The sequence below is a fragment of the Sulfitobacter sp. IGS-18 genome, from assembly GCF_059628195.1.
Genome location: NZ_CM184556.1, coordinates 1,998,185 through 2,017,893, shown reverse-complemented (window position 1 = coordinate 2,017,893; position 19,709 = coordinate 1,998,185). Strand labels below are relative to the sequence as shown.

Here is a 19,709-nt window from a genome sequence, read left to right as displayed (position 1 = left end):
GTTTTATGACACGGAAAGAATTTGGAAAAAGAAGTGGTATATTGGCGTTCAGCCGTCGCTCACCACTACATCTCGGGGCAGGATAACGCAGAATGACGCGCCCTGCCCCTCTTCGGAGGTGATTTTCAGCCGCCCCCGGTGCCGGTTGAGAATATGTTTCACAATTGCGAGGCCCAGCCCGGTGCCGCCCAGGGCACGGCTGCGGTGGTTGTCGGCGCGGTAGAATCGTTCGGTCAGGCGCGGAATGTGATGCGACGGGATGCCGGGCCCATGGTCGCTGACCGTGATGCGCACCGATGGCCCGCGCAAGGCCGGGTCGCGCAGGCTGGTTTCTGCGGTGATCTCGACCGGTCGGTCGTCGCCCCCGTATTTGATCGCGTTTTCGATCAGGTTGGTAAAGACCTGCAACATCTGGTCCGCGTCGCCCAGAATCGGGATCGCCTCCGCCCCGAAGTCGGGGCGCAGGGTCACCCCCGCTTCGACCGCCAGCGGATTGAGGTTGCGCATGGCGGTTTGCAGTACTTCGGCCAGGTTGATCTGCCTGGTCGGGCGCACCCGTTCCTCGGCTTCCACCCGGCTCAGGGACAACAGATCGCCCACCAGACGGTTCATGCGCCCCGCTTCGGTCTGCATGATCGCCAGAAACCGGTCCCGCGCGGCCGCATCGTCGCGCGCCGGGCCGCTGAGTGTCTCGATGAACCCCATCAGCGAGGTCAGCGGCGTGCGCAGCTCGTGGCTGACATTGGCCACGAAGTCGCGCCGCATCTGCCCGGCCTGCGCCTGCGGGGTGATGTCCTGAAAGCTGACCATCAGCAGCCCGGCACCCTGGACCGGGTTGAGCGTGACTTCATAGGTCACATCCTTGCCCGCCTCGTCGACCAGGAATTGCGCGTGCCGCCCCTTCCCGTCCTCGATGCAACGCTCCACCGCATCCACCAGCGAGGGCTGGCGCAGCACGGTCACAAAGTGGCGGCCCACGGTATGCGCCCCGACCAGCGCCTTGGCTGCCGGGTTCACCGCCGCGATCCGCTCTGCCCGGTCAATGACCAGGGTCGGCAATGGCAGGGCGGCGATCAGGTCAGGCAGCAGCGGTGCTTCGGTCATCGCATCAGAGCGCTGTGAGGTCTTTGGCAAACCGGGCGGCGTTTTCGGCATAATGCCTTGCGCTGGCGGTCAGTTTCGCGATCGCCTCGTCATCCAGCTGGCGCACCACCTTGCCCGGCGCGCCCATGACCAGCGAACCGTCAGGGATCTCCTTGCCTTCGGTGATCAGCGCGCCCGCACCGATCAGGCAGTTGCGCCCGATCCTTGCGCCATTGAGGATCGTGGCCCCCATGCCGATCAGCGTATTGTCCCCGATGGTGCAGCCATGCAGCATGACCTTGTGACCAATGGTGCAATTTTCGCCAATGGTCAGCGGATAGCCCATGTCGGTGTGGAACACGCAGTTTTCCTGCACGTTTGATCCCCGGCCCACATGGATCACCTCATTGTCACCGCGCAAAGTGGAACCAAACCAGACCGAGCTTTCGTCTTCCAGCACCACATTGCCGATCACATTCGCATCCGGTGCCACCCAGGCATTGCCGTGGACTTTGGGGGTCTTGTCGCCAAGTGCATAGAGCGTCATGTCAGATCCTCGAATTCGGTTTGCAGTTTGCGCACATGATCCAGCAACCGGGGCTGCTGCGCCACCCGCATGCGTTCGGCACGGATGATGGTTTTCAGCTTTTCTTCGGTTTCCGTGAGGTCGTCGTTCACGATCACATAATCATAGCCGTCCCAATGGCTGATCTCATCCCAGCTTTTCCGCATCCGCTTGGCAATGGTTTCTTCGGTGTCCTGCCCCCGGCTGATCAGCCTGCGGCGCAGCTCCAGAATGGAGGGTGGCAGGATGAAAATGGAAAGCGTGTGCGAGCCAAGTGCCGATTTCTGAATTTGCTGGGCGCCTTGCCAGTCGATGTCAAAAAGCACGTCCCGGCCCGCTTCGATGGCTTCCTGAACTGGCCCCCGGGGAGAGCCGTAGTTGTTTCCGAAGACATGGGCATGTTCCAGCAACTCGCCCTCCTTGACCCACTTTCGAAAGTTCTCCTCCGAGACAAAGAAATAATCCTTGCCCTCGACCTCGCCCTTGCGCGGGACCCGCGTGGTTGCGGAGACAGAGAACTTCAGCGAGGCATCCCAGGCCATCAACCGCCGGGCCAGCGTGGATTTACCTGCCCCGGACGGTGAGCTGAGAATAACAAGAAGTCCGCGCCTTTCTGGCTGCTGGGTCATGGTCTACTCCACATTCTGTACTTGTTCGCGCATCTGGTCGATCACGGCCTTCAGCGACAGGCCGACGCGGGTCAGCTCCGTATGCTGCGCCTTGGCGCAGAGGGTATTGGTTTCGCGGTTGAACTCCTGCATCAGGAAATCCAGCTTGCGCCCCACCGGGCCACCCTCGGCCAGCAGCGCGCGTGCCGCCGCGATATGCGCGCCCAGCCGGTCGATTTCTTCGGTGATGTCGGATTTGACCGCAATCAGCGCCAGTTCCTGGGCCAGGCGGCTTTCATCCACCCCATCGGCATTGTCCAGAATGCGGGCCAGGTTCTGCCGCAGGTTCTGCGCCATCTCGTCCTTGCGCCCCTCGGCCAGCTTTGCCGCGGCAGCAGTCAGGTTTTCGACCTCGGTCAGCTGGTTTTCCAGCACCCTGGCCAGGGCGGCGCCCTCGCTGGCGCGCATGGCGGCAAAATCGGCCAGCACCTTGTCCACATCTTTCAGCAATGCCGCGCAAAGCTGTGCGGTATCGTCCTGCGTCGTGGCCTGTTCAAGCACACCGCGCATGGTCACGATATCGGTGGCCTTGGACGGGGCCAGCGATATCCCCGCATCCATCGCCCGCGCTTCGATCCGGTGCAGCGCTTCCAGCACGGTTTCAAGCTGGGCCTCGTTGACTTCCAGCCGGCCTGCGGTCTCTTCCCGGGTGACGCGCAGGTTACAGGTGACATTGCCCCGCGCCGCCACCGCAGCCAGTTTCTTGCGCAGTTCGGCCTCCAGCCCCTCGATCCAGTCCGGCACGCGCAGGCGCAGGTCCAGCCCCTTGCCGTTCACTGCGCGAATCTCCCAGCCCCAGGAATAAGGCGCGTCAGCGCCTGCACGCGCGGCAAAACCGGTCATCGAATGGATCATGAAAGACGGCCCTTGCAGTTTGAGTTCCGCACCGGGATAGGTCGAAACGGCCCGGCGGGGCAAGCCCATCCGGCGCGGTGTTAACCAATGCTTAAGAATTTCCCCCGCTGTCCGGCTGTTCGCGCTAATTAGAATAGAGTTGAACGCATGCCTCGTGACGCCGTCACGTGAACAGGGTGCGCCTGGCCCTGAATTCCTTTGTGATCCCGGCCGAATGAGTAAAGGTGGTGTTGCATGGACAAGTCAGACCATAAATCGCAGAATGTCATTGAAATGTCAGACCATCATCCAGAAACCGGTTATGCCGCCATCGCGCAGGTCGAAGCCTATTGGGAAGCCTTGCGCGGAACGCGCATCGTACCGAAACGCTCTGAAATCGACCCGCGCGGGATCGAGGGCGCGCTTGAAAACGCGTTTATCGTGGAACGGGTTGCGCCGGGCATCGCGCGGTTGCGCATTGCGGGCAGCCATCTGAATGACCTGATGGGCATGGAAGTGCGTGGCATGCCGCTGACAGCCCTGTTCAACCCCGGCGCGCGGCAATTGATCTCGGAAACTCTTGAAGAGGTGTTTCAGGCACCGGGCACGAGCCGGTTTCGCCTGACTTCGGCGGGTTCGGAAGGCCGGCCGGAGGGGGAGGCACGGATGCTCCTGCTGCCGTTGAAAAGCGATCTGGGCGATGTCAGCCGCCTGTTGGGGTGTCTGGTGTTCAAGGGCAAGATCGGGTTGCCCCCCCGGCGCTTTGACGTGCTGGACAGGGAATTCGCCCTGCTGTTGCCCGGTTCGGACGCCGGGCCCGCGCCTGAGCCGGATCGGCAGAGGCCAACCCCGTCGGAGCCGGTTCCGGGCTTTGCGGCACCGGTTGCCACCTATGAGGCACCATCTGCGACGCAGGTCAGGCCGACGGACAGGCGCCCCCCCTACCTGCGGCTGGTCAAATCCGAAGACTGACGGCCCGGCCCGGCGCAAACCGACAGCCATGATCCGGGACTTTCAACATAGCCGGTCCGCCAGGATCGACACCTACAACCGGCATAGTCATGGAGAAAACCTTCATCGACAGGCTGACGAATGGTTGCTGCGTGGACATTGCAGCCGTCGATCACTGGCACCCGGGCCCGGAACAAGCCGAAGGCGCCGGGCCATCGCCTGCCCGCCCCTCGGGTAGGCGATTTGGTGAGGCATTCTGTGTCCCCGATGAGATTCATCAAGGTTGAGAAATAAAGTGGCATGAGCCTAGGTCAGCATCGCCCACCCCGGGCAGGCGCTGGCCCGGCTTGCGCTTCGCCTCCGAGGTTCAAGAGGACCCGACCTTCACTGCAGTTCTCACAATCAGGGTCTGATTCCTGCCCTGTTGAAGCAGCAATGTAGCCAAAAGCCCGCATTGCCTGTCATCTGACACCCCGGACGGCAAACGCCGCCGACCATTGGCCGACGGCGTTCACATTGAAAGCATGGCCCGGGGGCCGCTGCCGCGATCAGATGGCGGCGGCTTCGGACTGGGCAACGCGGCGCGCCGTTAGTTCCTCTGCCACCAGGAAGGCCAGTTCCAGCGACTGGCTGGCGTTCAGGCGCGGATCGCAGGCGGTGTGGTAGCGGTCGCTCAGATCCTCGTCGCTGACCGCACGCACGCCGCCGGTGCATTCCGTGACATCCTGTCCGGTCATCTCGAAATGCACGCCACCGGGAACGGTGCCTTCTGCCTCATGCACGTCAAAGAACTCGCGCACCTCGCGCAGCACCGAGTCGAAGGGCCGCGTCTTGTAGCCGGTCGAGGACTTGATGGTGTTGCCGTGCATCGGGTCGCAGGTCCAAAGCACATTTGCCCCTTCCTGTTCCACCGCGCGGATCAGCTTTGGCAGGTGGTCGCCCACCGACCCTGCCCCGAAACGCGCGATCAGGGTCAGGCGCCCTGCCTCGTTTTCGGGGTTCAGTGTGGCCATCAGCTTTTTCAGGTCATCCGTGGTCATGCTTGGCCCGCACTTCAGGCCAATCGGGTTCTGCACGCCCCGTGCAAATTCCACATGGGCGCCGTCAGGTTGACGGGTGCGGTCGCCGATCCAGATCATATGACCCGATCCTGCCAGCCACTTGCCGGTCAGGCTGTCCTGACGGCACAGCGCCTCTTCATATTCCAGCAGCAGGGATTCGTGGCTTGTATAATATTCAACCGTTTGCAGGGTATGAGCGGTATCCGCCGTGACGCCCGCCGCCGACATGAAATCAAGCGTGTCGGAAATGCGGTTCGCGATCTCGCGGTATTTCGCCGCCTTCTCCCCGTCGGTAAAGCCCAGTGTCCAGCCGTGAACCTGGTGGACATCCGCATAACCCCCGGTCGAAAAAGCCCGGATCAGGTTCAGCGTCGCTGCCGCCTGGGTGTAGGCGCGCAGCATCTTCTCGGGGTTGGGGATCCGCGCCTCGGGCGTGAATTCCAGCTCGTTGATGATATCGCCCCGGTAGCTGGGCAGTTCCACGCCGCCCACAACCTCGGTGGGGGCCGAGCGCGGCTTGGCGAATTGCCCTGCCATGCGGCCCACCTTCACCACCGGCACCTTGGCACCATAGGTCAGCACAACGGCCATCTGCAGCATCACCTTGAAGGTGTCGCGAATGGCGTCCGAACTGAATTGCTCGAAGCTTTCGGCGCAATCGCCCCCCTGCAGGAGAAAGGCCTCGCCCCGGCTTGCCGCGCCAAGAAGTTTCTTGAGCCGCCTGGCCTCACCGCCAAAGACCAACAATGGATACCGCGCAAGCTGAGCCTCGACCGCGTTCAATGCGGTCTGATCGGGATAATCGGGCATCTGGACTCGCGGTTTGCTGCGCCAGCTTGATTTGCTCCATTGGGTCATGTCATCTCTCCGGTCCCGCGCGCTGTTTGTCAGCGCTATCAAAGACCTTTTCTATACAAAAGGACGCGCGCGGTGGCCAGAACCCAATTTCGACCTCTTGACCCAGATCGAATCCCGTGACCTAAGATTGCGGCAGATTGTGTCGGTATTGTAACGTGACGGCACAAGAGCCGCGCCCACCAACAAGAAAAAGGACGCCCGCGATGTCTCCACAGCGCCCGGCCACCCGCATACCGCCAGAGACCGGAAAGCCACGGCGTTTCGTATTCGTGCTGCTGGATCAGTTCAGCCTGCTGTGTTTCTCCACGGCCATCGAATGCCTGCGCATTGCAAACCGCATGGGCGAGCGGCAGTTGTATTCATGGATCACCATCGGTGAAGGCGGCGTCAGCGCCTGTTGCTCTGCCGGGACGGTGTTCCAGCTTGATGCCGACCTCGATGAGATGGCGCGGGACGACACCATTCTCGTGTGCAGCGGGATCGACGTGCAGGATGCGACCACCAAGAAGGTGCTGAGCTGGCTGCGCCGCGAGGCCCGCAAGGGGCTGACCGTGGGCGGGCTCTGTACCGGGGCCTTCACCCTGGCAAAGGCCGGGCTGCTGGACGGCAAGCGCGCAACGATTCACTGGGAGAACCAGGACAGCTTTGCCGAGGAGTTCGAAGAGGTCCAGCTGACCAAATCCGTCTTTGTGGTTGACGGCAACCGGCTGACGACAGCGGGCGGCACCTCCTCCATCGACCTGATGCTGAAACTGATTGCCGACGACCAGGGCGAAGACCTGGCCAATGCGGTGGCCGACCAGCTGATCTATTCCTCGATCCGCACCGACCAGGACACCCAGCGGCTCAGCGTGCCGACCCGCATCGGGGTGCGCCATCCCAAGCTCAGCCAGGTCATCCAGATGATGGAGACCAACATCGAAGAGCCGATCAGCCCGTCGGTTCTTGCCCGTGATGTCGGCATGTCCACAAGGCAGCTGGAGCGGCTGTTCCGGCGTTACCTGAACCGCAGTCCGAAACGGTACTACATGGAGTTGCGCCTGCAAAAGGCGCGCAACCTGTTGATGCAGACCGACATGAGCGTGATCAACGTGGCACTGGCCTGCGGCTTTGCCTCGCCGTCGCATTTTTCCAAATGCTACCGGGCGCATTACGACACGACCCCCTATCGCGAAAGGGGCAGCCACGCCGCGCGCCTGTCGATCTGACCGCGCGAGGCGGGTGAAAGAGCACGTTTCTTCGCTTTTTTGTGCATGAAGTACATAACCCCACAGCGTGCCAAATGCGCTGCGGGCGGCGTTCAACGCGGCGCGCCGCCGCCTTGCCCCGCTTTGTCAGAACCGGTCCATGATCGGTTTGCTGCTGGAATTCAGCAGGAAGGTGATGACCGCCAGATCATCCTCGCGCTGGTGCAGCATGGCGTAGAAGAACGCATAGCTGGTGCCGGTCCAATAGATCCGGCCTTCCTGCCGGATCCCGCCCCCCAGGTCGATTTCCTTGAACACCGAAACCTTGACAAAATCGCGTGGCCAGGCGCCTTCCAGCTGCCTTTGGTTGGCGGCCAGTTGTTCGGGCGTGAACTCGTCCCGCCCGCCCAGCCGCTGGATCAGCGGAATGAAATCGCGGCGCATCACATGGCGGTCGACAAAGGCGGCATAGGCCTCGTAATCCGCGAACAGGCTGTCGCTTTCCTGCGCATGGGCAGCGGTGGACAGACAGGAAATCAGGCTCAGCAAAATGGCAAACAGACGCATTGTCGCTCTCACTTTTCAGGTGTCATCCGGTAAACCGTACCCTTGCCCACCGAAATAAACCAGATTGCGCCATCAGGCCCCTCCACGATGTCGCGCACGCGCGCGGTTTCGGGCCCCTTGATCTGCGCCACCTCTTGCAGCGGGTCGCCGCTGAGCCGGGAAATATAGTCGAACTTGAGCGACCCGACAAAGATGTCGCCGCGCAGATCCGCGTCCAGCGCGCCGGAATAGACCATCAGACCGGAAGGCGCGATGGAGGGGTCCCAGTAATAGGCAGGCTGTTCCATACCCGCCTTGGCCGTGCCTTCGCCGATCTTTGCGCCGGAATAATGCCGCCCGTAGGAGATGACCGGCCAGCCATAGTTCGCCCCCTTGCGCAGGTGGTTCACCTCATCGCCACCCTTGGCACCGTGTTCGGAGACCCAGAGATCGCCATCAAGGCCGAGGCCGGCCCCCTGCGGATTGCGGTGACCATAGGACCAGATCTCGGGCAAGGCCCCCGCCTGCCCGACAAAGGGGTTGTCATCCGGCACCGACCCATCGCGGTTGATGCGTATGATTGAGCCGTTGTGACGGCTCAGATCCTGTGCCGCCGGCCGGTCGCCCCGCTCGCCGATGGTCATGAAAAGCCTGCCGTCCGCCGCCTCGACGACGCGGCTGCCGAAATGGCGGCCGCCGCTGCTGCCGGGTTTCATGGCAAAAAGCTCGGTCAGGTCTTCCAGCCTTTGCCCGTCATCCGAAAGCCGGGCGGAGGCCAAAGCTGTGCCGCTGCCGCTGCCCTGCTTCCTGGCGTAGGTCAGAAAGATCGTGCGCGACTGGTCGAAGTCCCGCGCAAGGGTGATGTCCAGCAACCCGCCCTGCCCGCCGGTTTCCACTGCCGGCACGCCTGCAACCTCGTGACGGGCGCCGTCGCGCTGCAACAGCAGGCGGCCGTCCTTTTCGGTGATCAGCACCGCGCCATCCGGCATGGGCGCCACCGCCCAGGGGGTGTCCAGATCAGTGACCACAGGTTGAATTGACCAATTTTCCTGTGCGGCAACCGACATAGGCAAGAGCGCCCCGAAAATCGCCAGATGCAGGAAATTGGTAAAGTTTTTCGGAATCGGCACGGCAAATCCCCTGTTCAGACCGTCATTTTCGGAAAATGTATCTTTCTCGGCGAAATATTCCACCTCGGCCCGGTCAATTCCGCTTGTTTGGCGCTATTCTACTGAGGAAAAACTCCTTTTCTTTTCGCAAGCCTTTGCCTACGTTTCTTGCGAACATCATGTTCCAATAGGGAGAAACCTCATGAAAAAGATGCTCTTGGCCTCAACGGCTGCGGCACTCGTGGCAACAACGGCCTTTGCCGACTCGCATGCGAAGGAAGTGAAACTCGGCATTGAATTCGGCTTTACCGGCCCGATTGAATCGCTGACCGGTCCGATGGCCGCCGGTGCCGAACTGGCGATGAAGGAAGTGACCGACAGCGGCATGCTGCTGGATGGTGCGACCGTGACAAGCGCGCGTGCGGACTCGGGCTGTATCGACAACGGCCTGGCCGTCTCCGGCGGCGAACGTCTGATTGCCGAAGGGATCAACGGGCTGATCGGGGCGGACTGCTCCGGTGTGACCGGCGCTGTGCTACAGAACGTCGCGATCCCCAACGGCATGGTCATGATCTCGCCCTCCGCGACATCGCCCGGCCTGACCACCATGGAAGACAACGGGTTGTTCTTCCGCACCTCGCCCTCCGATGCGCGTGAAGGTGAAGTGATGGCGGAAATCCTGCAGGAGCGTGGCGTCAAATCCATCGCCCTGACCTATACCAACAACGACTATGGCAAGGGTCTGGCCGACGCGATCGAATCCTCCTTCAAGGCGATCGGCGGCGAAGTGACCATCGTGGCGGCCCATGAAGACGGCAAAGCGGATTATTCCGCCGAAGTCGGCGCGCTGGCCTCTGCCGGTGGCGACCTGCTGGTGGTTGCGGGCTACCTCGATCAGGGTGGTGCGGGCATCATCAAATCCGCACTGGACGCGGGCGCATGGGACACATTCGGTCTGCCCGGCGGCATGATCGGTGAGAACCTGCCCAAGACCATCGGTCCGGATCTGGACGGCTCTTATGGCCAGATCGCCGGTTCGCAGGGCAATGGGATCGAGACATTCACCAAAATGGCGGAAGAAGCCGGTTTTGATGGCACCTCGCCCTATACCCCTGAATCCTATGATGCAGCGGCGCTGTTCCTGCTGGCCATGCAGGCCGCCAATTCGACAGACCCGGCCGCCTACAAGGAAAAAATCCTTGAGGTCGCCAACGCCCCCGGCATCGAAATCTTCCCCGGTGAGCTGGGCAAGGCGCTGGAACTGATCAAGAACGGCGAAGATATCGACTATGTCGGTGCCTCTGCGGTCGAACTGATCGGACCGGGTGAATCTGCCGGGACCTACCGCATGATCGAAGTCAAGAATGGCGTGAACGAAACCATCGGCTACAAGTAAGGCCAGACTGGTTTGACTGGAAACAGGTGCAGCCCGGCGCATATGCCGGGCTGTATCCAAAATATAAGCGCCCGAAACAGGGCCGGATAAGTGCCCGGAACAGGGCCGACATGGGGATGGATTTATGATCGTCGTTGACGACATACATAAACACTTTGGTGGATTTCACGCCGTGGACGGGGCAAGCCTGACCATCGAAGCAGGTTCCATCACCGGGTTGATCGGCCCGAACGGTGCCGGAAAAACCACTCTTTTCAACGTGATCGCAGGCGTTCTTAAACCGACCTCCGGTCGCGTTTACATGGATGGCGAGGACATCACAGGTCTGCCGCCGCATACTTTGTTTCACAAGGGATTGCTGCGCACCTTCCAGATTGCCCATGAATTTCACTCCATGACCTGCCGCGAGAACCTGATGATGGTGCCCGGTGGCCAAAGCGGTGAAACCCTGTGGAACACCTGGTTCGGCACCAGACGCATCGCCGATGAGGAGCGCGCGCTGAAGGCCAAGGCGGACGAGGTGCTTGAATTCCTGACCATCGAACATCTGGCCGATCAGAAGGCGGGCCAGATCTCGGGCGGACAGAAAAAGCTGCTGGAACTGGGCCGCACCATGATGGTGGATGCCAAGATCGTGTTCCTGGACGAAGTGGGGGCCGGCGTGAACCGGACCCTGCTCAACACCATCGGCGACGCGATCCTGCGCCTGAACAAGGAACGCAACTATACTTTCGTGGTCATCGAACATGACATGGATTTCATCGGCCGCCTCTGCGATCCGGTGATCTGCATGGCGGAGGGCCATGTGTTGGCCCAGGGCACGCTGGACGAGATCAAGGCCAATGAACATGTGATCGAGGCCTATCTGGGGACTGGATTGAAGAACAAGGACAAGGTGGGGGCGTGAAGTTTTCCTATGCCTTTCCGTTTGTTGTGGCTGCGGCCTTGCTGCAGTGCCCCGCCAGCGCGCAGACGGCTGGCGGTACGGCGGATGTGATCGGAAAAACCATTCTGGGCGGCAAACGCGTGGAATTGCTGAGCGACCGGACCTGGCGTTTTGCCAGTACAGCCGAGACAGATAGTAAATGCCTTCCCATCAACACGGTCCTTGGCTTTTGTGGCAGTATTCTTGACTGGCGACCCGCCAGCACAACCGGAACCGAATTCACCCGCATCTTTCAGCATGACAGCCGCAATTACGCCGGGATCGTTTACGAGAACATCGGACGGGCGGACGGGATGGAACGCGAGGATTATCGCGCCCTGATCATCTCCAGTGCCGCAGATGCGGTCGGCGTGCCGACAAGCGAGGTACCGGTGATCGACGTGTTTGATCAACCCGTGGATGAGGTGCCGGGCGAAACCATGATCTATGGCCTGCGTGTCAAGGGCCTCAATGTGGTTTATGTCAATACCGCGGTGCTGATGGACCATCACGCGGTCCAGTTCCTGACCTGGTCCATCGGATCCGAGTTGACCGATGATCATCGTGCCCTGCACGACCGTTTCATCGCCGCAAACCGGATCACGGTCGAGGACAGCGACTCGTGATCAGCTTGCGCACCATCGCATGGGCATTGGGCACAGCGCTGGTGGCCCTGCCCCAGACGGCTGCGGCCTGTGCGCAGCTCAGCCAGGACATCTGGATGTGCGACCGCGGCACCCCATGGGAAGCCGCTGTCTGGGATCAGTACGGCGATGGCGCCACCCTGCTGCTGGATAACTACGTGCTTGATTTCACGCAAGAATGGCCGGGCCACGAGATTACCGACAATCTGGCCACGCTGGAAGAGGTCTATACCACCTATGCCGAATGGGTTGCCGCCGATGCGGAAGTCCCGTCCGAGGTTCTGATCGCTGACAAGCTGACCCTCCCGGATGCCACCGTCCTGCGCCACCTTCAGCGCGATGTCTGGGAGGGAGAGCCCTATCTGCAGGCCGTGATGCTGTCGCAGGTGGGCGCGGCGCGGATCATGCTGTGGCTGCAGGCCCCGAACGAAACATCCGTCGAACAACTCGACGCGGCATCGCGCGACCTCGTGGCGCTGCTGCGGGACAATTGCGCGGATGCGGTGTCCTGCGCCGAAGATTACGCGCCGCCCCAGGCGGCCAGCATGGAATGAGGCTGATATGAGCGATCCATACGGTGACCGCGGCAACAAGGACGTGTCGATTGCCAACCCCAAGGGGCAAGGCAGCGTGATCCCGAAGCACAAGGGGCAGGCCCATCCCGCCCCCGGTGGCCCTTTCCTGATCGGGGACGGGATGACGGCGGGCTATGGCAATGGCCCTGACATCCTGCATGATTGCACCATTGCGGTGGATCGTGGCGAAATCGCCGTGATCGTCGGCCCCAACGGGGCGGGCAAATCCACCGGCATGAAGGCGGTGTTCGGGATGCTGGACATGCGCAAGGGCCATGTGCGGCTGGATGGCGAGGACATCACCGACCTGTCGCCGCAGGACCGGGTCGCCAAGGGCATGGGCTTTGTCCCGCAGACATCGAACATCTTCACCTCCATGACGGTGGAGGAAAACCTTGAGATGGGTGCCTTTATCCGCACCGACGATTTCAGCGATACGATGGCGCAGGTCTATGACCTGTTCCCGATCCTCAAGGAAAAACGCCGTCAGGCGGCGGGTGAGCTTTCCGGCGGCCAGCGCCAGCAGGTCGCCGTGGGCCGCGCGCTGATGACCCAGCCCAAGGTGCTGATGCTGGACGAACCCACCGCAGGGGTAAGCCCCATCGTGATGGACGAGCTTTTCGACCGGATCATCGAGGTGGCGCGCACCGGCATCCCGATCCTGATGGTCGAACAGAATGCCCGCCAGGCGCTTGAGATTGCGGACAAGGGCTATGTTCTGGTGCAGGGGGCGAATGCCTATACCGGCACCGGCAAGGAGCTTCTGGCCGACCCGGAAGTCCGCAAGAGCTTTCTGGGGGGCTGAGGTGTCGAAAGAAATAACAATCACTGTCGCTGATCCGGGCATGCCGCAGGCGCGAAAACTGCTGGAAGCGAGCCATGCCCTGATGGAAAGCCTCTTCCCCAGCGAGGCAAATCATTTCCTGTCGGTGGAGAAACTGGCCGCGCCGCATATCGACTTTTTCCTGGCGAAAGACAGCGAAAGCGCGCTGGGGTGCGTGGCGCTGGCCGATTTCCGGGAGTATGGCGAAGTCAAATCCATGTTCGTCGCCGAAAAAGCGCGCGGACGCGGTGTTGCCCAGGCCCTGCTTTCGCATCTGATGGCCGTCGCCCGCGACCGCAAGATACCGACATTGCGGCTGGAGACCGGGCAACCGGGTCTGGAAGCCGCGCACAGGCTGTACGAACGGCACGGGTTCACCGACTGCGCCGCCTTTGGCGCTTACAAGGCTGACGCGCCCTACAGCCGCTACATGGAGCTTTCACTCTGATGGATCTTCTCAACGCACTGATTGCATTCCTGAATTACGTCTTTGTCCCCGGTGTGGCCTATGGCAGCCAGCTGGCACTTGGCGCGCTGGGGGTCACGCTGGTCTACGGTATCCTGCGGTTTTCCAACTTTGCCCATGGCGACACGATGGCAATGGGGGCGATGTCGGCGGTGCTGCTGACATGGCTGTTCCAGAGCTGGGGCATCTCGCTGGGGCCACTGCCCACGGCCCTGCTCGCCCTGCCCTTTGCCATTGGCCTGACCATCCTGCTGCTTCTGGGCACCGACCGCGTGGTCTATCGCTTTTACCGCGAGAAAAAGGCAAAGCCGGTGATCCTGGTCATCGTCTCGCTTGGGGTGACCTTTATCTACAACGGTATCACCCGGTTCATCATCGGGGCGGATGATCAGAATTTCCTGGATGGCGAACGGTTCATCATCTCCGCCCGCGAATTCAAGAGTGCCACCGGGCTGGACGAGGGGCTGTCCTTCAAGACCACCCAGGGCATCACCATCGTGACCGCGATCATCGTGGTTGCCCTGCTGTTCTGGTTCCTCAACCGGACCCGCGCGGGCAAGTCGATGCGCGCCTATTCCGACAACGAGGATCTGGCGCTGCTGTCGGGCATCAACCCCGAGCGGGTGGTGATGATCACCTGGATGATTGTCGCCGGGCTCGCGACGATTGCCGGGGTGCTTTACGGTCTGGACAAGACGTTCAAACCCTTCACCTATTTCCAGCTTCTGCTGCCGATCTTTGCCAGCGCCATTGTCGGCGGTCTCGGCAACCCCCTGGGGGCCATCGCCGGTGGTTTCGTGATCGCCTTTTCCGAGGTGACGATCACCTATGCCTGGAAGAAGATCCTGGTCTACCTGATGCCAGAGAGCCTTGAGCCTTCGGGCCTCGTGCAACTGCTCAGCACGGATTACAAATTCGCGGTCAGTTTCGTGATCCTGCTGATTGTGCTTCTGTTCAAACCCACCGGACTTTTCAAGGGGCAGTCGGTATGAATGCGACACTGAAAAACACCGCTCTTTTCGGGATTATCGCGCTGTTGATCCTTTACGTGGGTTTCGAGCAAAGCTGGAACTCGGCCCTGTTGATCATCGCCATGGGGCTGATCTCTTCGATCATGGCGCTGGGGGTGAATCTGCAATGGGGCTTTGCGGGGCTGTTCAATGTCGGGATCATGGGGTTTGTCGCCCTGGGCGGGCTGGCGGCGGTGCTGGTCGGCATGCCCCCGACCGAGGGGGCCTTTGCCGCGGGCGGCTTTGGCGTGATCGGGGCGCTGGTGCTGGGGGCGCTGACAATCTTTGCCACGATCCTGGTGATGCGCCGGATGGCGGCGGGATGGCGGCGCAGCCTTGTGGTCATCGTCATTCTCGTGGCCGGATTCTTCCTGTTCCGGGCGTTGCTGGACCCCTCGGTGGAGCGGATCGAGGCGATCAACCCGGCCGAAACCGGCTATCTGGGCGGGCTCGGCCTGCCGGTGCTTCTGGCCTGGCCGGTTGGCGGGCTTTTTGCCGCCGGGGCCGCCTGGATCATCGGCAAGACGGCGCTGGGCCTGCGGTCGGACTATCTGGCCATTGCCACGCTGGGCATCGCGGAAATCATCATTGCCGTGCTCAAGAACGAGGATTGGCTGACCCGCGGGGTCAAGAACGTGATCGGCGTGCCGCGCCCCGTGCCCTACGAGATCGACCTGCAGAACTCGCCCGCATTTGTCGAACGCGCGGCGGGCTTCGGATTCAACGCGGTGGAGGCCTCGACCCTCTGGGTCAAGGTGCTTTACATCGCGCTGTTCGGAATTGTTCTGGTCGTGCTGATGTGGATGTCGCAACGCGCCCTGCATTCGCCCTGGGGCCGCATGCTGCGCGCCATCCGCGACAATGAAGTCGCGGCAGAGGCGATGGGCAAGGACGTCACGGCGCGGCATTTGCAGGTCTTCATCCTGGGCTCCGCCATTTGCGGGATCGCGGGTGCGATGATGACCACCATGGACAGCCAGCTGACGCCGGGCACCTACCAGCCGCTGCGGTTTACCTTCCTGATCTGGGTGATGGTGATCGTGGGCGGATCGGGCAACAATTTCGGCGCGGTGCTGGGCGGGTTCCTGATCTGGTTCCTCTGGGTGCAGGTGGAGCCGATGGGGTTTTGGCTGATGAACCTCATCACCTCGGGCATGGATCTGCATTCCCCCCTGCGCGCACATCTGCTGGAAAGCGCCTCGCACATGCGCTTGTTGACGATGGGTCTGGTGCTGCTGCTGGTGCTGCGGTTCAGTCCACGCGGGTTGATACCGGAGAAATAGGTCTGCGGCGCTTGCGTATCGGAGTTTTTGAAAACTCCGGTCCGGACTTTTTGAAAAGTCCGGGTTGCTGCGCACCGAAAGCACCGCCCGCGGCTCTGCCCGGCGCGCCTATCGCCCCTTGAAGAGACCGCCCAGAATACGGCGGCTTGTTGCGGCCTCGGGTTCCTTGATCGACATAGGCCCGCGCTGTTCGCGTATCGGAGTTTTTGAAAACTCCGGTCCGGACTTTTTGAAAAGTCCGGGCTGCTGCGCACCGAAAGCACCGCCCGCGGCTCTGCCCGGCGGGCCTACCGCCCCTTGAAGAGACCGCCCAGAATACGGCGGTTTGTTGCGGCCTCGGGTTCCATGATCGGCATAGGCCCGCGATGTTCGCGTATCGGAGTTTTTGAAAACTCCGGTCCGGACTTTTTGAAAAGTCCGGGCTGCTGCGCACCGAAAGCACCGCCCACGGCTCTGCCCGGCGGGCCTACCGCCCCTTGAAGAGACCGCCCAGAATACGGCGGCTTGTTGCGGCCTCGGGTTCCTTGATCGACATAGGCCCGCGCTGTTCGCGTATCGGAGTTTTTGAAAACTCCGGTCCGGACTTTTTGAAAAGTCCGGGCTGCTGCGCACCGAAAGCACCGCCCGCGGCTCTGCCCGGCGGGCCTACCGCCCCTTGAAGAGACCGCCCAGAATACGGCGGTTTGTTGCGGCCTCGGGTTCCATGATCGGCATAGGCCCGCGATGTTCGCGTATCGGAGTTTTTGAAAACTCCGGTCCGGACTTTTTGAAAAGTCCGGGCTGCTGCGCACCGAAAGCACCGCCCACGGCTCTGCCCGGCGGGCCTACCGCCCCTTGAAGAGACCGCCCAGAATACGGCGGCTTGTTGCGGCCTCAGGTTCCATGATCGACATAGGCCCGCGCTGTTCGCGTATCGGAGTTTTTGAAAACTCCGGTCCGGACTTTTTGAAAAGTCCGGGTTGCTGCGCACCGAAAGCACCGCCCACGGCTCTGCCCGGTGCGCCTACCGCCCCTTGAAGAGACCGCCCAGGATGCCGCGCACGATGCGGCGGCCTGTCGTGCCCTTGAGTTCCTTGATGAAGACACTGCCGACAGCGCCGCCGATCTCGCGTGACCAGCTCTTGTCCTGCCCGCGCGGGGCCGGCCGGCTGGCCCCCTTGCCCGCATAGCGCCGCGCATTGTTGAATTCGCGCAAGGCGGGGGTTTCGGCATCCTGTGCCTGTTCCTCGGCCCCTGCGGCATCCGCTTCGGCTCTGGCGGCGTCGGCAGCGGCCTTGTCGGCGCGGGCGCGCAGGATCTCGAAGGCGCTTTCACGGTCCAGCCTGGTGTCGTATTTGCCGGCCATCGGGGATGACGTCATCAGGGCCGCGCGTTCAGCGGGGTCGATTGGCCCGAGCTGTGACGACGGGGGTCGGATCAGCGTGCGTTCGACGATCCCGGGCACCCCTTTCTTTTGCAGCATGGAGGTCACCGCCTCGCCGACACCAACCTCGCGGATCGCCTCTTCGGTGCTGAAGGCAGGGTTGTCGCGATAGGTCTGGGCGGCGAGGCGCAGGTCTTTCTGGTCTTTCGCGGTAAAGGCGCGCAACGCGTGCTGGACGCGATTGCCAAGCTGGCCCAGGATGTCTTCGGGCACATCAGCCGGGTTCTGGGTGATGAAATAGACCCCAACCCCCTTGGAGCGGATCAGCCGCGCCACCTGTTCGACCTTGTCCACCAATGCCTTGGGCGCATCGTCGAACAGAAGATGCGCCTCGTCGAAGAAGAAGACCAGCCTGGGCTTGTCGGGGTCGCCGACCTCGGGCAGTTCCTCGAACAGTTCCGAAAGCAACCAAAGCAGGAATGTGGCATAGAGTTTCGGCGCGCCCATCAGTTTGTCGGCAGCCAGGATGTTGATCATCCCGCGCCCGTCCTGATCGGTTCGCATCATGTCCTCCAGTGCCAGTGCCGGTTCACCAAAGAGGTCTGCCGCGCCCTGATTTTCCAGCACCAGCAGGCGGCGCTGGATCGTGCCGACAGAAGCGGTGGAGACATTGCCGTAGCGCAGGCTGAGGTCATGGGCGTTCTCGCCGATCCAGACCAGAAGGGCCTGCAGGTCCTTGAGGTCCAGCAGCGGCAAGCCATCCTCGTCCGCGACCCGGAAGGCGATGTTCAGGATACCCTCCTGGGCCTCGCTCAGGCCAAGCAGCTGCGACAGCAGCAGCGGCCCCATTTCCGAGACCGTGGTACGGACCGGATGGCCTTGTTCGCCGTAAAGATCCCAGAAGGTGACCGGAAAGGCGCTATAGCTGTAGTCGGAGAACCCGATCTTTTCGGCGCGGCTGGTAAAGGCCTCGTGCAGCTTGTGCGCGGCAGAGCCTGACAGCGCCAGCCCCGACAGGTCGCCTTTGACGTCCGACAGAAAGACCGGCACACCCTGCGCCGAAAACCCTTCGGCGAGAATTTGCAGTGTCACCGTTTTGCCGGTCCCGGTGGCGCCCGCGATTAGCCCGTGGCGGTTGGCATAGCCGATGTTCAGGAATTGCGGGGTGGCGTAATCCGCACCGCCGCCGCCGATAAAGATGTCTTGTGTCACATGGTGCCCCTTGTGGCGCAGCAGCCCTGCCGCCGCCGGAATTTCTCAGCGATGAGCATACAATCTTAACTCCCCTGCGCCATAGTCTTCTTGCCCTGATCATTGTCCTTTTGGTCACGGGCATCCTCCCTGTCAGACTGGCCGCGCCTTCGGGTGCGGCCCTTTTTGCCTTGCGAACAGGTGTCAATATGGACCGGCAAATCTTTGCCGTTTTTCCTGTTGACCCGCGAGCGGCGCTTTCGTAACGTCGCGGCAATAAGTCGGCCCAGTCCGACGGGGAGAGAACTAAGGTGAAAAGAGGACGCCACGCGTCCTCTTTTTGCGTTTCCGGGCCGGGCGGCACCCAGGGCAGATCAGCGGGAATTTGCGTGCGCGGCCTCACTTTTCCTTGCCGGCCCACTGACATTGTTTTTGCTTCATGGTAGAGCGCAGTAACGCAACAATCGTGGATTTGACATGAGTAGATTTCTGACTGCCCTGCCCGTCGCCCTGGCTTTGGCCTGCGCGGCCCCCGCAGTGCTATTTGCACAGACGACAGAAACGCCCCCAGCCACCGAGCAGGAGGCGACACCCGGCACCGGCACGGCCCCCAAGATCGAAGATCAGCTGAGCCTTGGCGAAAATGCCGATGGCGAGCCGGAGATCGGCAAACCCTATACCAAGGAAGTCGTCGGCGCCTGGGAAATGCGTTGCATCAAGGGTGAGGATGGCAGCGAACCCTGCCAGATGTACCAGCTTCTGGATGACGGCCAGGGTGCACCTGTTGCCGAGTTTTCGCTGTTCCGCCTGCCCGATGGTGGCAAGGCCGTAGCCGGGGCAACAATTGTTGTGCCGCTGGAAACCGCCCTGCCCCAGCAATTGACCGTCGCGGTGGATGGCGGCAAGGCGCGGCGCTACCCTTATGCCTTCTGCAACCCGGTGGGATGCTATGTGCGGCTGGGCCTGACGGCCGATGACGTTGCCGCCTTCAAGCGCGGAAAAGAAGCGATCATCACCATCGTGCCGGCGCTGGCCCCCGATCAGCAGGTCAAGCTGACCCTGTCGCTGGATGGATTCACGGCGAGCTTTGACAAGTCTTCGGTCATCGACCAGTAAGCGGCTCACAGCATTGGAAAGACATTGGAAAAGGGCTGCCGGGAGGCGGCCCTTT

19 protein-coding genes are annotated in these 19,709 nt (G+C 61.8%); 11 read left to right on the top strand and 8 right to left on the bottom strand.

Annotated features, from left to right (window positions below):
• Positions 1–48: 48 nt before the first annotated feature.
• From ACWNZ3_RS09720 to ACWNZ3_RS09705, 4 genes are read right to left on the bottom strand one after another with little or no spacing between them, the layout of a single operon-like run.
• On the bottom strand, positions 49–1,104 hold the full coding sequence (locus ACWNZ3_RS09720; protein WP_496899829.1) for an ATP-binding protein: 1,056 nt from the start codon (positions 1,102–1,104) through the stop codon (positions 49–51).
• 4 nt (positions 1,105–1,108) lie between these two features.
• On the bottom strand, positions 1,109–1,630 hold the full coding sequence (locus tag ACWNZ3_RS09715) for a gamma carbonic anhydrase family protein (RefSeq protein WP_496899828.1): 522 nt from the start codon (positions 1,628–1,630) through the stop codon (positions 1,109–1,111).
• Positions 1,627–2,277, bottom strand: a complete 651-nt coding sequence (gene gmk / locus ACWNZ3_RS09710; protein WP_269366190.1) for a guanylate kinase — start codon at positions 2,275–2,277, stop codon at positions 1,627–1,629. Before gmk ends, ACWNZ3_RS09715 begins: the two co-directional genes overlap by 4 nt.
• Positions 2,278–2,280: 3 nt before the next feature.
• Positions 2,281–3,171: a YicC/YloC family endoribonuclease gene (locus ACWNZ3_RS09705; protein ID WP_496899827.1), complete on the bottom strand. Its 891-nt coding sequence runs from the start codon at positions 3,169–3,171 to the stop codon at positions 2,281–2,283.
• Between the two features lie 234 nt (positions 3,172–3,405).
• Here ACWNZ3_RS09705 and ACWNZ3_RS09700 point away from each other — a divergent pair, with 234 nt between their 5' ends.
• Positions 3,406–4,122 (top strand): PAS domain-containing protein, encoded by a 717-nt coding sequence (locus ACWNZ3_RS09700; protein ID WP_496899826.1) that lies wholly within the window; start codon positions 3,406–3,408, stop codon positions 4,120–4,122.
• A 527-nt stretch (positions 4,123–4,649) separates the two neighbouring features.
• Here the strand turns inward: ACWNZ3_RS09700 and ACWNZ3_RS09695 are convergent.
• The gene (locus tag ACWNZ3_RS09695) at positions 4,650–6,020 is read right to left on the bottom strand and encodes a class II 3-deoxy-7-phosphoheptulonate synthase (RefSeq protein WP_496899825.1); all 1,371 of its coding nucleotides are present in this window, start codon (positions 6,018–6,020) and stop codon (positions 4,650–4,652) included.
• A 203-nt stretch (positions 6,021–6,223) separates the two neighbouring features.
• Between ACWNZ3_RS09695 and ACWNZ3_RS09690 the strand changes: the two genes are divergently transcribed.
• Entirely contained in the window at positions 6,224–7,228 is a 1,005-nt protein-coding gene (locus ACWNZ3_RS09690) for a GlxA family transcriptional regulator (RefSeq protein WP_114277121.1), read from the top strand.
• Between the two features lie 126 nt (positions 7,229–7,354).
• Here ACWNZ3_RS09690 and ACWNZ3_RS09685 read toward each other — a convergent pair whose 3' ends face one another.
• Both ACWNZ3_RS09685 and ACWNZ3_RS09680 read right to left on the bottom strand, forming a co-directional pair.
• Entirely contained in the window at positions 7,355–7,774 is a 420-nt protein-coding gene (locus ACWNZ3_RS09685; RefSeq protein ID WP_269366197.1) for a hypothetical protein, read from the bottom strand.
• Between the two features lie 8 nt (positions 7,775–7,782).
• Entirely contained in the window at positions 7,783–8,820 is a 1,038-nt protein-coding gene (locus ACWNZ3_RS09680; RefSeq protein ID WP_496901897.1) for a PQQ-dependent sugar dehydrogenase, read from the bottom strand.
• A 244-nt stretch (positions 8,821–9,064) separates the two neighbouring features.
• On the opposite strand from ACWNZ3_RS09680, the gene ACWNZ3_RS09675 reads away from it, so the two are divergent.
• From ACWNZ3_RS09675 to ACWNZ3_RS09640, 8 genes are all read left to right on the top strand, one after another.
• Positions 9,065–10,258, top strand: a complete 1,194-nt coding sequence (locus ACWNZ3_RS09675; protein WP_269366199.1) for an ABC transporter substrate-binding protein — start codon at positions 9,065–9,067, stop codon at positions 10,256–10,258.
• A 124-nt stretch (positions 10,259–10,382) separates the two neighbouring features.
• On the top strand, positions 10,383–11,165 hold the full coding sequence (locus ACWNZ3_RS09670; protein WP_274576614.1) for an ABC transporter ATP-binding protein: 783 nt from the start codon (positions 10,383–10,385) through the stop codon (positions 11,163–11,165).
• Positions 11,162–11,809 carry a hypothetical protein gene (locus ACWNZ3_RS09665; RefSeq protein ID WP_496899824.1) on the top strand — a complete coding sequence of 216 codons (648 nt, stop codon included), beginning with the start codon at positions 11,162–11,164 and terminating at the stop codon, positions 11,807–11,809. The genes ACWNZ3_RS09670 and ACWNZ3_RS09665 overlap by 4 nt, the downstream gene beginning before the upstream one ends.
• Positions 11,806–12,381, top strand: coding sequence for a hypothetical protein (locus ACWNZ3_RS09660; protein ID WP_496899823.1), 576 nt, complete (start codon positions 11,806–11,808; stop codon positions 12,379–12,381). Before ACWNZ3_RS09665 ends, ACWNZ3_RS09660 begins: the two co-directional genes overlap by 4 nt.
• Positions 12,382–12,388: 7 nt before the next feature.
• Positions 12,389–13,207, top strand: coding sequence for an ABC transporter ATP-binding protein (locus ACWNZ3_RS09655; protein WP_269366203.1), 819 nt, complete (start codon positions 12,389–12,391; stop codon positions 13,205–13,207).
• 1 nt (position 13,208) lies between these two features.
• Positions 13,209–13,673: a GNAT family N-acetyltransferase gene (locus tag ACWNZ3_RS09650; protein WP_496899822.1), complete on the top strand. Its 465-nt coding sequence runs from the start codon at positions 13,209–13,211 to the stop codon at positions 13,671–13,673.
• Positions 13,673–14,683 carry a branched-chain amino acid ABC transporter permease gene (locus ACWNZ3_RS09645; protein ID WP_269366208.1) on the top strand — a complete coding sequence of 337 codons (1,011 nt, stop codon included), beginning with the start codon at positions 13,673–13,675 and terminating at the stop codon, positions 14,681–14,683. The genes ACWNZ3_RS09650 and ACWNZ3_RS09645 overlap by 1 nt, the downstream gene beginning before the upstream one ends.
• The gene (locus ACWNZ3_RS09640) at positions 14,680–15,984 is read left to right on the top strand and encodes a branched-chain amino acid ABC transporter permease (RefSeq protein ID WP_496899821.1); all 1,305 of its coding nucleotides are present in this window, start codon (positions 14,680–14,682) and stop codon (positions 15,982–15,984) included. The genes ACWNZ3_RS09645 and ACWNZ3_RS09640 overlap by 4 nt, the downstream gene beginning before the upstream one ends.
• Positions 15,985–16,987: 1,003 nt before the next feature.
• Here ACWNZ3_RS09640 and ACWNZ3_RS09635 read toward each other — a convergent pair.
• Positions 16,988–18,559, bottom strand: a complete 1,572-nt coding sequence (locus ACWNZ3_RS09635; protein ID WP_496899820.1) for a helicase HerA-like domain-containing protein — start codon at positions 18,557–18,559, stop codon at positions 16,988–16,990.
• A 456-nt stretch (positions 18,560–19,015) separates the two neighbouring features.
• On the opposite strand from ACWNZ3_RS09635, the gene ACWNZ3_RS09630 reads away from it, so the two are divergent.
• Complete coding sequence (locus ACWNZ3_RS09630; protein WP_269366214.1) at positions 19,016–19,654, top strand: invasion associated locus B family protein; 639 nt, start codon at positions 19,016–19,018, stop codon at positions 19,652–19,654.
• Positions 19,655–19,709: the final 55 nt, after the last annotated feature.